The following is a 13,854-nucleotide window of genomic DNA, read 5'->3' as shown; positions in this document are numbered from 1 at the left end:
TCTCACGGCTAGTATCAGATGTTCGTTGTTTTGGCACCGAATTGAAAAGCGATATTAGCACTTTCCCTGCGCGCGAGGTCGGCGCTATGGCGGGGGCCGAGTTCTCCGGGCGGTAGCGTCAACGTGTCGGGAGGCACCTGAACGTACGGAGGGCGAAGCGGACGGTCACTCCTGACTGTCCGCTTCGCCCTCCGGTTTGCGCGGGAGGCTTAGAGGGCGATCACTCGGCCTTGCTCCCGCTCGCCTGCGGGAAGGTCGCCGGCATCACCTTCTTCGGCTCCTCCTTCACCTCCACTTCCTCCTCCGCCGCCTCGGCGTGGTGGTCCCCGCCATCAGCTGATAGAAGGCCGGCTGCACGAACAGCGTGAACAGCGTGCCGATGCCGAGCCCGGCGGCGATGGTCAGGCCGATGCCGAAACGGCTCACCGCGCCCGGTCCGGTGGCGGTGAGTAGCGGGACCATCGCCACCACCAGGGAGACCGAGGTCATCAGGATCGGCCGCAGGCGGATGGTGGCGGCCTTGATCACCGCGTCGTGGCGGTTCAACCCCTCCTGCATCTGTAGCTTGTTGGCGAACTCGACGATCAGGATGCCGTTCTTCGCCACCACGCCGATCAGGGTGATCAATCCCACCTGCGTATAGATGTTGAGGGAGGCGAAGCCCAGCGTGATGAAGGCGAGCGCGCCGGCCAGCGACATCGGCACCGAGACCAGGATGATCAGCGGGTCGCGCCAGCTCTCGTACTGGGCGGCGAGCACCAGGTAGATCACCACCAGGGCGAGGATGAAGGTGCTCTGCAGCGCCGAGCCCTCGTGGGTGAACTGGCGCGACTCGCCGGTGTAGTCCCAGCCGTAGCCGGGCGGGAAGAGGGTGTGCGCCTCGCCTTCGAGGAAGGCCACCGCGTCGCCCATGGAGACGCCGGGCTTCATCAGCCCGGAGACGGTCACCGCGTTCATCTGCTGGAACTGGGCGCGGGTCGAGGGCTCGACTCCGCGCTCGATGGTGAGCAGCGAGGAGAGCGGCACCAGGGTGCCGTCGGCGGCGCGCACCCGGTAGCGGTCGAGGGCCTCCTCGTTGAGACGGAACTCGCGGCCGAGCTGGGGGATCACCTTGTAGCTGCGCCCGTCCATGTTGAAGCGGTTGACCTCCGCCTCGGCCAGCAGGCCGCCCAGGTTGCGGCCGATGTCGGCCATCGAGATGCCCAGATCGCCGGCGCGGTCACGGTCGATGCGCAGGGTGACCACCGGCCGGTCCATCTCCACGTCCTTGGTCAGGAACATGAATTTGCCGCTGGCCATCGCCTTGCCGATCAAGGCGTCGGCGTTGGCGGTGAGCTCCTCGTAGTCCTGGTCGCTGGTGATCACGAACTGCAGCGGCAGGCCGCGCGCGGCGCCGGGTAGCGCCGCCTTGGGGAAGAGCACGGTGTTGAAGCCGGCCACCTGGCCCACCGCCCCCTGGAGCAGCGGCTGGATCGCCATCTGCGAGCGTTCATCCGGGCCGCGCTCCTTGTAGGGGCGCATCTTGAAGCCGCCGAACACGGTGTTGCTCTGCATCCCGAGGATGAAGAAGGCCATCGACTTCTCCGGGAACTGGTTGAAGACCTCTTCGAGCTGCTTGGCGTAGGCCTCGTGGTAGTCGAGGGTGGCGGTGCGCGGCGCGGTGGCCATGAAGAAGAGGATCCCCTGGTCCTCGGTGGGGGCCAGCTCGTGCTTGCTGGTGATGAACATCAGCCAGCTGGAGCCGAGCACGCAGGCGGCGAAGATCACCGTCAGCCAGGGGGTCTTGAGGGTCGCGGTGAGCGCCCGCCGGTAGCCGTTGGCCAGCCCGGTGAAGAAGCGCTCCACCAGGTGTTCGAACCACCCCTCCTTGGCCTGATCGTGGAGCGACTTGGAGCAGAGCATCGGCGACAGGGTCAGCGCGACCACGCCGGAGATCAGTACCGCGGCGGCGAGGGTGAAGGCGAACTCGGTGAACAGCGTCCCCACCAGCCCGTCCATGAAGCCGATCGGGGCGTAGACCGCGAGCAGCGTGGTGGTCATGGCGATGATCGGCATGGCCAGCTCGCGGGCGCCGCGGATCGCCGCCTCGCGCCGCTTCATCCCCTCCTCGATGTGGCGGTGGACGTTCTCCACCACGACGATGGCGTCGTCCACCACCAGGCCGATGGCGAGCACCATCGAGAGCAGGGTGAGCAGGTTGATGGAGAAGCCGAGCAGGTACATCACGAACAGCCCGCCGATCAGCGACAGCGGCACCGCCACCGCCGGGATCAGCGAGGCGCGCAGGGAGCCGAGCGAGAGGAAGACCACGGTGAGCACGATCAGCAGCGCCTCGCCGAGGGTGCGGAACACCTCGTCGATGGAATCCGCGATGTACTGGCTGCCGTCGTAGGGGATGAACACGTTGAGCCCCTCGGGCAGCGCCTCGCGCAGCTTGGGGATCAGGTCGGTGACCCGCCGCGCGACGTTCAGCGGGTTGGCGCCGGGGGCCGATTCGATGGCGATGAAGGCGGCGGTGACGCCGTCGCGCCAGGCGGTGGAGTCGTAGCGCTCGCCGCCCAGCTCGATCTTCGCCACCTCGTGCAGGCGCACCAGGGAGTCGCCGTCCTTGCGCACGATCAGGTTGCGGAAGGTGTCCGGGTCGGCGGCGTCGGTGGTCACCAGCAGCGATTCGGTGACGTACTTGCCCTTGGTGCTGCCGGCGCCGCTCAGGTAGTTGTTGGCCTGCAGTGCCGCGCCCACCTCCTCGGCGGTGACGTTGAGCGCGGCCATCCGTTCCGGGTCGAGCCACACGCGCATGGCGAAGGGCTGGCCGTAGACGTTGGCCCGGCCGACGCCTTCGAGCGCCTGCAATTGCGGTTGCACCACGCGGGTGAGGTAGTCGGTGATCTGCGGGCGGCTCATCTCCTTGCTGTCGAAGGCGATGTACATCAGCGCGGTGGTGTCGCCGGTGGTGGCGGTGATCACCGGGTCCTCGGCCTCCGCCGGGAGCTGGTTGCGCTTGCTCGCCACCTTCGCCTGGATGTTGGAGACCGCGGTGCCGGCGTCCACGTTGAGCTTCATGTTGGCCTTGATGGTGGAGCTGCCCTGGATGCTGGTGGACTCCAGGTAGTCGATCCCCTCCACCTCGGCGATGGCCTGCTGCAGCGGCGTGGTGATGAACCCCTTGATCGTCTCCGAGCCGGCGCCGGGGTAGGCGGTGGTGACGGTGACCACGGTGTTCTCGGTCTCCGGGTACTGGCGCACGTCGAGCATGCCCATGGCGCGCAGCCCCACCAGCAGGATCATCAGGTTGATCACGGTGGCCAGCACCGGGCGCTGGACGAAGATATCGGTGAAGGTGCGTCGGCCCTGTTCCAGCCGTTCTTTGGCGGTACTCATGGCAGGGTCACCCCGGCGTCATCGAGCTGGACGCTGTTGTCGATGGTCACCGGCTGGCCGGGGCGCAGCTTGTTCTGGCCGGTGCGCACCACCTCTTCGCCCTCCTTGAGGCCGTCGACGATCTCGATCCGGCCTTCACGTACCGCGCCGCTCTTCACCGTGCGGCGAGCGATGGTCAGCCCCTTGCCGTCCTTGCCCCCGTCCTTGCTTGGCGTGACCACCAGCACGTAGTCGCCGTAGGTGTTGTAGCTGACCGCGGTGCGCGGCACGGTGACCACCGGCCGGGGTGCCCCCTCGACGGTCTCCACCCGCGCGAACATGCCGGGGCGCAGCCGCCCGTCGGCGTTGGCCAGGGTCGCCTGCAGGCCGATGCTGCGGCTCCCCTCGGCCACCTTCGCCTCGATCGCGGTGAGCGTTCCTTCGAAGGTTTCTCCGGGGAAGGCGTCCAGCTCCACCCGCACGGTCTGGCCGGTGGCGAGCTTGCCGAACTCGCGTTCCGGCAGGGTGTAGTCGACGTGGATCGGGTCGAGCGCCTCCAGGGCGACGATCGCATCGCCCGACTGCAGGTACTGGCCGAGGTCCGCCTGGCGGATGCCGAGCAGGCCGTCGAAGGGGGCGACGATGGTCTTGCGCGCGACCACCGCCTGCTGCTCGGCGACCCGCGCCTCGGCGGCGCGATACTGCGCCTCGGCGCTGTCGAATTCGGAGCGCGACAGCGCCTTTTTCTTCAACAGATCCTTGGCGCGCTGGAACTCCACCTCGGCGAGTCGTTGCTCGGCGCGCAGGGCGGTCAGCGCGGCGCGGTCCACATTGGCGTCGAGGCGCAGCAGCGGGGTGCCCGCCCGCACCGTCTGGCCCGACTCGAAGAGCAGCTCGGAGACGATGCCGTTGACCTCCGGGCTCACCTCGATGCCGTTGACCGCGGAGAGGCCGCCCACCGAGCGCAGGGTCGGCTGCCACGGCTCGACCACCGCCTTGGCGGTGGCGATCACCGCCGGCGGTCGCGGGTGGGCGAGCATTGCCGCGGACTGCTTCATCTGCTCGGTCTTGAAGTAGTAGAGCGTGCCGAACAGGCCGCCGAGGAGGAGGATCAGGAGGAGGATGCGTTTGAACATGGGGGGATCCCGCGGGGAAGTGCAAAGGAGTATTTTGGCTGACTGTCGCGGTGGGATAAACCCGCCATTGGGTGGTTTCTTTAGGTTTTATTAACGGTATCCCGGTCGGTTGATCAATCGGGGCGGGCGAGGGGGAGGAGGGGGGCTCCGATTCGTTACGTCGGGGACCGGGGAGGGCGGCCGACGTAGCGAGTCGGGGCGCTTCGCGGAACGGTCGGTGCGAACCCGCGGCAAAGCGGGCTTCGGTCACCACGGCGCGCGCGGCGCGCCCTATAGGGCGGCCTGCGGCCGCCGTGCTGAACGAAGGCACGGCGCAGAGGGATCGACACGAGCGGCCAACGAGGCGGGCTTCGATCTCTCTTCTCCGCGTCTCCTTCCAGGGGGTCAGGAGAGGGCGGCGCCCCGCGGCAGGGTGACCGAGATCGCCGCCGCGGCGAGCAGGAAGCCCGCCGACATCCACAGGCAGCCGGTGAGCCCCCAGCTCTGGTAGGCGGCGCCGGAGAGCACCGTGCCGGCGAGCCGCCCGCCGGCGTTGGCCATGTAGTAGAAGCCGACGTTCATCGCCACCTTGTCCTGGTCCGACCAGGCGAGGATCAGGTAGGAGTGGAGCGTCGAGTTGACCGCGAAGATCGCGCCGAAGAGGATCAGCCCGACGGTCAGCACCGTCGCCGCCGGCCACCCCTGCCCCAGCGCCAGGGCGATTCCCGCCGGCGAGAGGGTGAGCAGCGCGACCCAGGCGAGCGCGCTGCCGCCCCCCGGATGGTGGCCGCGGAGCATCTTCGGCGCTGCCGCCTGCACCACCCCGTAGCCGATCACCCACGCCGCGAGGAAGCCGCCCACCTCCATGAACGACCAGCCCAGCGTCTCGTAGAGGAACACCGGCAGCCCGACCACGAACCAGACGTCACGGGCGCCGAAGAGGAAGAAGCGGGCCGCCGCCAGGCGGTTGATCGCCGGGATGGCGGAGAAGACCTGGGTGAACTTGGGCTTCGACTTCATCCGCCCGACGCCTGCCGGCAGCAGCACGACGGTGGCGATCAGCACCGCGAACAGCAGCGCCGAGAGCAGCGCCAGGGCACCGCGGAATTCGAGCCACTCCATCAACGCCGCGCCGGCGAAGAAGCCGAACCCCTTGAGCGCGTTCTTCGAGCCGGTGAGCAGCGCCACCCATTTGAACAGCTTGCCCTCGCCGCTGCCGGCGATGCTCTTCACCGAGGCCTTGGCCGACATCTTGTTGAGGTCCTTGGCGATGCCGGAGATCGCCTGGGCGGCCATCACGTAGGGGACGGAGAGCCAGGCGTCGGGGACGGTCAGCGCGGCCAGCGCGAGCACCTGCATGCCCATGCCGATCTGCATGGTCAGGTTGAGCCCGATGCGCGCCCCCAGCCAGCCGCCCACCAGGTTGGTGACCACGCCGAAGAACTCGTAGAAGAGAAACAGCATCGCCACCTCGAAGGGCGAATAGCCGAGCAGGTGGAAATAGAGCACCACCAGCATGCGGATCGCCCCGTCGGTGATGGTGAAGGCCCAGTAGCCGCCGGTGACGACGAGGTAGTTTCTGAGGTTGGTGTCCATGGTCTCTTTGCGCTCTGGAAGAAAACGCGGAGGACGCAGAGACGCAGAGAACGCAGAGATTGCTTGGTTTGTTTCCCGCTTCGGTGGCGATCGAGGGTTGGGTTGAGCGCCCGCGGTCATGTTCGTGGCGGAATCGAAAAAGCCTTCTTCCTCTTCTCTGCGATCTCTGCGTCTCTGCGTCCTCCGCGTCGAACATCTGCCGCCGATCAGAGCGAGCGGGCCACCTTGCGAGCCAGGTCCATCAGCCGGTTCACGTAGCCCCACTCGTTGTCGTACCAGGCGTAGATCTTCACTTGGGTGCCGTCGATCACCATGGTGGAGAGGGCGTCGACGATCGAGGAGCGGGGGTCGTTGAGGTAGTCCACCGAGACCAGCGGGCGCTCCTCATAGCCGAGGATGCCCTTCAGTTCCCCCTCCGCCGCTTCGCGGAAGTAGTCGTTGACCTCCTCCACCGTCACCGGACGGGCCGCCTCGAAGACGAAGTCGGTGAGCGAGGCGTTGGCCAGCGGGATGCGCACCGCATGGCCGTTCAGCTTGCCGGCGAGTTCCGGGAAGATCTTGGTGATCGCCTTGGCCGAGCCGGTGGTGGTGGGGATCAGCGACTGCCCGCAGGCGCGCGCCCGGCGCAGGTCCTTGTGACCGCGGTCGAGGATGGTCTGGGTGTTGGTGATGTCGTGGATGGTGGTCATCGAGCCGTGGACGATGCCGATTCTCTCATGCACCACTTTGACCACCGGGGCGAGGCAGTTGGTGGTGCAGGAGGCGGCGGTGAGCAGGTGGTGCTCGGCTGGTTCGTAGAGGTGGTCGTTGATGCCGTAGACCACGTTCAGCGCCCCCTCGGTGGGGGCGGCGACGATCACCTTCTTCACCCCCTGGTCGAAGTAGGCCTGCAGCCTCTCCGGCTTCTTGTGGTGCTTGCCGGTGGCCTCGATGACGATGTCGCAGCCGGACCAGTCGCTCTCCTCGATGGTCGCATTGGAGGTGTGGGCGATGGAGCGGCCGTCGACCAGCATGGTCTCGCCCTCGGCCGCGCAGGGGCGGTCCCAGGTGCCGTGGACCGAGTCGAACTGGAGCAGGTGGGCCGAGCCCGCCGCACCGCAGGCGATCTCGTTGACCTGCACCACCGCCAGCTCTTCACTGCCCCAGCCCGCCCGCAGGCCGAGCCGCCCCATGCGGCCGAAGCCGTTGATACCGATACGTGCCGTCATGCCGATGTACCTCGTTGTTTGAATGTTTCGCTACTGAATTCGATAACCATGAAGGGCATGAAGGGAAGAACATGAAGGGCATGAAGAGGGTAGGGGGAGGGGATTTCGCCCGGTGTGATGTCGTTTACTAAAGACCACGGTGCCCCGTAGGGCGGATTAGCGCTAGCGTAATCCGCCAGATCGGAGCTGATTCCGGCGTAGGTGCCTTCGTTCCTGGCGGATTACGCTGGCGCCAATCCGCCCCACGTTCAGAGACCTTTTCCTACCTCAATGACATTGCCGCCGGGGTGCATCGAAACCCTTCATGCCCTTCATGTTCCTCCTTCATGCCCTTCATGGTTTCTCTTCGATTCACGGTTTTCCTTCGCCGCCCTACCCGTTGACCCACGCGCGCACCTGGTCCGGCCCCGGCAGGCCGCCGGCGTGGACCAACTGGCCGTCGACCACCACCCCCGGCGTCGACATCACCCCGTAGCCCATGATCTCGGCGAGGTCGGTCACCTTCTCCAGTTCGATCTCCACCCCCGCCTGTTCGGCGGCGAGGCGGATCAGGTTGTAGGTGGTCTCGCAGTTCTTGCAGCCGGTGCCGAGCACCTTGATCTGTTTCATGACGGCTCCTTATAGCCCATGGAAATGACGGTTCAGGTGATCGCGTTGAAGCCCCACCCCACCAGGGTGAAGGCCACCGCCAGCACCCCGCAGTAGAGGGCCAGGGCGGGCCAGCGGATCACCTTGCGCAGGATCAGCATCTCCGGCAGGGAGAGGGTGGCGATGCTCATCATCAGCGCCAGGGTGGTGCCCACCGCCACCCCCTTGCCGAGCATCGCCTCGGCCACCGGGATCACCCCGGTGGCGTTGGAGTAGAGCGGCACGCCGAGCACCACCGCCGCCGGTACCGAGTACCACTGGCCGCCGGCCAGGTGGGCGGCCACCCACGCCGCGGGGACGAAGCCGTGGAACAGCGCCCCCACCGCGATGCCGGCCACCACCCACTTCCAGATGCGGCCGACGATCTCGCGCACCTCGCCCAGGGCGTAGCGGTGGCGGCCGGCCAGGGAGCGGTCGGGGGCGGGCAGGCTCATCTCTCCCATGCGGATCTTCCAGACGTACGCCTCCACCCACCGCTCGGGGCGGAAGCGCTCCATCGCCAATCCGCCGAACCACGCCACCGCGAGGCCCGCGGCGACGTAGAGGGCGGCCAGTTGCCAGCCGAGCAGGCCGATCAGGATCACCACCGCCACCTCGTTGATCATCGGGCTGGCGATGAGGAAGGAGAAGGTGACCCCCAGCGGGATCCCCGCCTCGACGAAGCCGATAAAGAGCGGCACCGAGGAGCAGGAGCAGAATGGGGTCACCGCGCCGAGCAGGATCGCCAGGGTGCGCGCCAGCCAGCGCGGGCGACCGCGCACGTAGTCGCGCACCCGCTCCGGCGAGAGCAGCGCGCGCAGCAGTCCCATGACGTAGATCACCGCCACCAGCAGGACGAAGATCTTGGCCAGGTCGGTGATGAAAAAGTGGAGCGCCGCCACCGCCCGGCTGCCCGGCGCGAGGCCGAGGAGGTCGAACAGCAGCCAATTGGCGAGGGTCTCGAACACAAAGACTCCGCGGTGTGGGTTGAAGGAGACGGTACGTTCATCCTAAATATACGATATTTCGTATATATGACATACCGTATATTTTGCTTGGCACCTCCCCCTGGTTACGACGCTCTGCGTCGTAACCCACAACCTCGACGCTCTGCGTCCTGCCTTGACCGCGGTGGCGTCGGATGGGGCATCGACGCGGAGCGTCAGGGTTGAAAGCCGCGGTCGGCGTGGTCACCAGTCATTCGTAGGTCGGTGCTACTGCACCGACGCGACCGGGGGCACCGATTTTTCCGCGATTCCACCGGACTTGCCGAACGGGGTGTTCCGCTTGGGACGAGCGTCGTGGCGGAAACTCCGCTGCTTCCGTTTACGTCGGCGCGGTAGCGCCGACCTACGGTGGTGCTGTTTCCGCGGCGGCGTTGGGCGGTCAGGGGGTGCAGCGGTCGGCGGGGACGTCGAGCAGCCGGCGGTCGTCGTGGAACGGGGATTGGCCGGCCAGCTCCCGATGGCTTGCCTCCAGCAGGTGGACCGCCCACTCCGGCAGCCCCTCGCTCACCCGGTAGTGGACCCACACCCCCTGGCGGCGGTCCTGGAGCAGGCCGCCGTCGCGCAGCAGCGCCAGGTGGCGGGAGACCTTCGGCTGGGATTCGCCGATCGCCCGGGTCAGCTCGCAGACGCACAGTTCGCCCGCCCCCACCACTAGCATCACCAGGCGCAGGCGGGTGGGGTTGGCGAGGGCCTGGAAGAGCTGGTCGGGGGTCATCGGCAGTTGGAGGTCAAGGGGTGACGGCCAAGGATCGCGGGTCAAAGGTCAAAGGTCAAAGGTCAAAGGTCAAAGGTGAAAGGTGAAAGGTGAAAGGTGAAAGGACCTTCGTTCAGCGCCACCCGAGATTCGGTAGCTTCGTGACCGGAGAGCAAAAGGCGGGATTGGCACGGCCTCTCTTCCCCTTTGACCTTTCACCTTTCACCTTTCACCTTTCACCTGACAAACCACCCCCGCCCGTGTCCGCTTGCGGGATTATCGTCGCTCCACTTCGCCGCTGTCACCTCGTCGCGGGCCTACACTGAAATGGAGAGGGTACCAACGATCGACAAGGGGGACCGGATCATGGATCTGTTGCATGCACAGGCGGAGTTCGGCGCCGGCCGTCTCCAGGAGGCGGTGATCGAGCCGTCGCCGGACGGCAACGGCTGGCGGGTCTGTTTCGTCGCCACCGACGGCGGGCGCGTGACGCTCACCGACCATACCGGCACCGAGCGGCTTTACCACTCCCTCGACCACGCCGACGAGGCGGCGCGGGAAGTCGGCTTCGGCGAGGCGCGGATCGAGGAGCGCTTCTGAGTGGCGCGGAGAGCACCGTTCTCCGGTCGCCACGTCCCGCGCCCCGCTGCGGTAGCCGCGGCGGAATTGGCGCGGGGCAAGCCGGGGGAGTCCCTCGCCTCCTCCTCTTTTTGCTACGTAATATTACGTGGCAATTTAAGCAATTTCGTTACATTGATATCGCTGTTTTCTTACGATACTGTAGGCGCCCTGCGTATCGGGGGCTAACGGGATCACTTCGTCCGTGCTCGTGTTCGCGGCGGCATCCTGCGCCGCGGTCTCCCTGCGTGTCCGAATTCCGATCCCCACCGACCCTTTGGTGCCCCGATGAAATTCCTCCGTTTCGTCCGCGTCCGTCTCCTTCTGCATAGCGCGGTGGCGCTGTTGGCGCTGGTCCTGCTCAGCTCCGCCTCCTGGCAGGTGTTCGTCGAATACCTGCCGGCGGAGCGCAAGGCGGAGGCGCTCGGCGCCGCCAACCGGCTCACCGACCAACTGCTCATCGCCGCCGCCGAACAGGCCAAGGAGCGCGGCTTCACCGCCGCCCGGCTGGCCGGCGGCGGGGGCGCGCGGGGGCGCATCGACGCGGCGCGGGCGGCGGGCGACGAGGCCTATGAGCGCGCCCTGGCCGAGGCGCGGGGGCTGGTCGACAGAGGCTGGGGCGGCGTCTTCCTGCGCGACTCGGCGGCGGCGGTGGAGCAGGCGCGCCGGGCCCAGCTCGCCGCCCGCGGCGGGGTGGACGGCGGCGGCGCGCCGACGGTGGCGGAGTGGATCGCCACCCTGACCCGGCTGATCGAGGCCGAAGGGCGCTTGCGCGCCGCGGCGGTCTCGCCGACCAGCGACTCCGAAGGGGTGGTGTTCAACAACCTGGCGGTGAAGCAGGCGATCTGGCTGGCCAGCGAATACGCCGGCCTGGAGCGCGCCGTGGTCGCCACCGCCATCTCCGCCCACCGCCCGTTCAGCGGGCAGGAGCGGCTGCGGCTGGCCGCCTACCGCTCCCACGTCGAGCGCCAGATCGACTTCCTGCGCGAGGTGGGCACGCCGCTGCTGACCAACGAGGCCCATCGCGTCACCGCCGGCACCTATCGGGACGGGTGGGCGGCGGTGGAGCGGCTCTTCCTCGGCTCCTACCAGCAACTGCGCGAGGCGGTGTGGCGCGCCGGCGACGACGGCCGCTACCCGGTGGACAGCGAGCGCTGGCTCACCGACTCCACCGCCGCCATCGACACCTTGCTCGGTCTCTCCCGCGCGGTCAGCGTGGATGCCGCAGACCACGCCGAGCGGGACTACGGCGAGGCACGCTTCTCCGCCTGGTTCGCCATCGCGCTGTTCGTCGGTGGCGCGCTGCTGGCGCTGGTGGCCACCGGTACGGTCGAGCACGTGGCGGGCCGGGTCGGCCACCTCGACGAGGTGATCCGTCGCGCCGCGGAGAACGACGACCTGACCCTGCGCGCCGAGGCCGACGGCAGCAACGAGCTGGCGCGGCTCGCCGAGTCGTTCAACCGCATGCAGCGGCGTTACGACGGGATGGTGGCGGAGATCGCACACGTCGCCGCCGATACCGCGGTCGCGCTGACCCAGATCCAGGCCGGGGCGGAATCCACCAGTGGGGCGGTGCAGCGCCAGGACGTGGAGCTGGAGCGGCTCGCCGTGGCGATGGGCGAGATGGCCTCCACCATCCAGGACGTGGCGCGCAGCGCCAGCCACGCCGCGGAGGCGGCGGAGAGCTCCGACGGCGAGGCGCGCGCCGGCGAGCAGGTGGTGGGCCAAGTGGTGGGGGCCGTGGAGGCGGCGGCCAGCCAGGTGGAGGCCTCCGCCGCGGTGCTCGCCCAGTTGGAGGGGGAGACCCGCACCGTCGGCCAGGTGCTGGATGTGATCAACGACATCGCCGAGCAGACCAACCTGCTCTCGCTCAACGCCGCCATCGAGGCGGCGCGCGCCGGCGAGCAGGGGCGCGGCTTCGCGGTGGTCGCCGACGAGGTGCGCACCCTGGCCAACCGCACCCAGGAGTCGACCCGCGAGATCCGCGCCATGACCGAGCGCCTGCAGGGGCGCTCCCGCGAATCGGTGGCGACCATGCAGCAGGTGGCCGAGGAGATCCGCACCGGGGTGGCGCGGGCCGGCGAGGCGCGCGGGGCGCTGGCGCGGATCGTCCAGTCGGGTGGCGCGATCAGCGGCCAGAGCCACCAGATCGCGGCCGCCGCCGAGCAGCAGGGGCTCACCGCCGAGGAGATCAATCGCGGCATCACCGGGGTCTCCGCCGGCGCCGAGATCACCGCGCGCACCGCCGCCGAGACGGTGGAAGCGATCCGCGAAATCGGCGAGCGCCTCGACCGCCTCGGCGGGCTGGCCAAGACCTTCCGCACCTCCGCCTCCGGACTCGACCTCTCCGCCGCCAAGCAGGCCCACTTGGCGTGGCGCCGGCGGCTGCGCGCCTACCTCGACGGCCAGGGCGGGCTGACCGCCGAACAGGCGGTTTCCCACCGCGACTGCGCGCTCGGCCAGTGGTACTACGGCAGCGGTTCCGGCGACTACGGCCACCTGCCGCCGATGCGCGCCCTGGAGGGCCCCCACCAGGAGCTGCACCAGCTGATCCGCACCATCGTCGAACACAAGGAGGCGGGCCGGCTGGACGAGGCCGAGCGTGCCTTCGGTCGGGTCGACGGCCTCTCCCGGGAGATCGTCCGCCTGCTCGGCGAGGTGGAGCGGGAAGCGGCTGCCGCCGCGGCCTGACGGGGCGGACGGTCGCCGCGCCGCGGTCCCGGTTTTGGTGCCTTCGTCCGACGTTGTAGTTGCAACACGAAGGGCACGAATTCGCCGCACCTGCCCAAAAAAGGGCTGCGTCCCCGTTGGCCGTTGCGAATCCCCTCTGGGTAGGAGCGGCCCCCAGGCCGCGATGGCGCCGTGTCCGCACCCACCGCCAATTGAACCGATGCGTCCCACTCCGATCCGATCGCGGCCTAAGGGCCGCTCCTACGGGGAATCGGGAGCGGGCGAACGACTGCACCCGATGACAGTGGCCGAGACCGGATCGTTCCCGTTGGCCGTTGCGAATCCCCTCTGGGTAGGAGCGGCCCTCAGGCCGCGATGGCGCCGTGTCCGCACCCACCGCCAATCGAACCGATGCGTCCTACTCCGATCCGATCGCGGCCTAAGGGCCGCTCCTACGGGGAATCGGGAGCGGGCGATCGACTGCACCCGATGACAGTGGCCGAGATTGAATCGTTCCCGTTGGCCGTTGCGAATCCCCGCTGGGTAGGAGCGGCCCCCAGGCCGCGATGGCGCCGTGTCCGCACCCACCGCCAATCGAACCGATGCGTCCCACTTCGATCCGATCGCGGCCTAAGGGCCGCTCCTACAGGGAATCGGGAGCGGGTGATCGACTGCACCCGATGACAGTGGCCGAGACCGGATCGTTCCCGTTGGCCGTTGCGAATCCCCGCTGGGTAGGAGCGGCCCCCAGGCCGCGATGGCGCCGTGTCCGCACCCACCGCCAATCGAACCGATGCGCCCCACTCCGATCCGATCGCGGCCTAAGGGCCGCTCCTACGGGGGATCGGGAGCGCGCGATCGACTGCACCCGATGACAGTGGCCGAGATTGAATCGTTCCCGTTGGCCGTTGCGAATCCCCTCTGGGTAGGAGCGGCCCCCAGGCCGCGATGGCGCCGTG

The 13,854-nt window shown here is 68.2% G+C and carries 9 protein-coding genes; 2 read left to right on the top strand and 7 right to left on the bottom strand.

What is annotated here, in order from left to right; genetic code table 11:
• Positions 1 to 285: 285 nt before the first annotated feature.
• The 7 genes from ACYQ2W_RS11185 to ACYQ2W_RS11155 all read right to left on the bottom strand — a co-directional run bounded on the left by ACYQ2W_RS11185 (position 286) and on the right by ACYQ2W_RS11155 (position 9,673).
• The gene (locus ACYQ2W_RS11185) at positions 286 to 3,381 is read right to left on the bottom strand and encodes an efflux RND transporter permease subunit (RefSeq protein WP_459866539.1); all 3,096 of its coding nucleotides are present in this window, start codon (positions 3,379 to 3,381) and stop codon (positions 286 to 288) included.
• Positions 3,378 to 4,496 carry an efflux RND transporter periplasmic adaptor subunit gene (locus tag ACYQ2W_RS11180; RefSeq protein WP_459866536.1) on the bottom strand — a complete coding sequence of 373 codons (1,119 nt, stop codon included), beginning with the start codon at positions 4,494 to 4,496 and terminating at the stop codon, positions 3,378 to 3,380. Before ACYQ2W_RS11180 ends, ACYQ2W_RS11185 begins: the two co-directional genes overlap by 4 nt.
• 384 nt (positions 4,497 to 4,880) lie before the next feature.
• Positions 4,881 to 6,071 carry an organoarsenical effux MFS transporter ArsJ gene (gene arsJ / locus ACYQ2W_RS11175; protein ID WP_459866533.1) on the bottom strand — a complete coding sequence of 397 codons (1,191 nt, stop codon included), beginning with the start codon at positions 6,069 to 6,071 and terminating at the stop codon, positions 4,881 to 4,883.
• A 206-nt stretch (positions 6,072 to 6,277) separates the two neighbouring features.
• Entirely contained in the window at positions 6,278 to 7,279 is a 1,002-nt protein-coding gene (locus ACYQ2W_RS11170; RefSeq protein ID WP_459866530.1) for an ArsJ-associated glyceraldehyde-3-phosphate dehydrogenase, read from the bottom strand.
• A gap of 372 nt (positions 7,280 to 7,651) precedes the next feature.
• Positions 7,652 to 7,888, bottom strand: coding sequence for a thioredoxin family protein (locus tag ACYQ2W_RS11165; protein WP_459866527.1), 237 nt, complete (start codon positions 7,886 to 7,888; stop codon positions 7,652 to 7,654).
• Positions 7,889 to 7,920: 32 nt separating this feature from the next.
• Positions 7,921 to 8,874, bottom strand: coding sequence for a permease (locus tag ACYQ2W_RS11160; protein ID WP_459866524.1), 954 nt, complete (start codon positions 8,872 to 8,874; stop codon positions 7,921 to 7,923).
• Between the two features lie 418 nt (positions 8,875 to 9,292).
• A complete protein-coding gene (locus ACYQ2W_RS11155) occupies positions 9,293 to 9,673 on the bottom strand; it encodes a metalloregulator ArsR/SmtB family transcription factor (protein WP_459866521.1) in 381 nt (126 codons plus the stop codon).
• A 300-nt stretch (positions 9,674 to 9,973) separates the two neighbouring features.
• Here ACYQ2W_RS11155 and ACYQ2W_RS11150 point away from each other — a divergent pair, with 300 nt between their 5' ends.
• The gene (locus ACYQ2W_RS11150) at positions 9,974 to 10,207 is read left to right on the top strand and encodes a hypothetical protein (RefSeq protein WP_459866518.1); all 234 of its coding nucleotides are present in this window, start codon (positions 9,974 to 9,976) and stop codon (positions 10,205 to 10,207) included.
• 306 nt (positions 10,208 to 10,513) lie between these two features.
• Positions 10,514 to 12,916 carry a methyl-accepting chemotaxis protein gene (locus ACYQ2W_RS11145; protein WP_459866515.1) on the top strand — a complete coding sequence of 801 codons (2,403 nt, stop codon included), beginning with the start codon at positions 10,514 to 10,516 and terminating at the stop codon, positions 12,914 to 12,916.
• Positions 12,917 to 13,854: the final 938 nt, after the last annotated feature.

It is taken from the genome of Endothiovibrio diazotrophicus (assembly GCF_054657215.1).
Note: the sequence above shows the minus strand (reverse complement) of the source record. Positions and strands in the feature narration are given on the sequence as shown.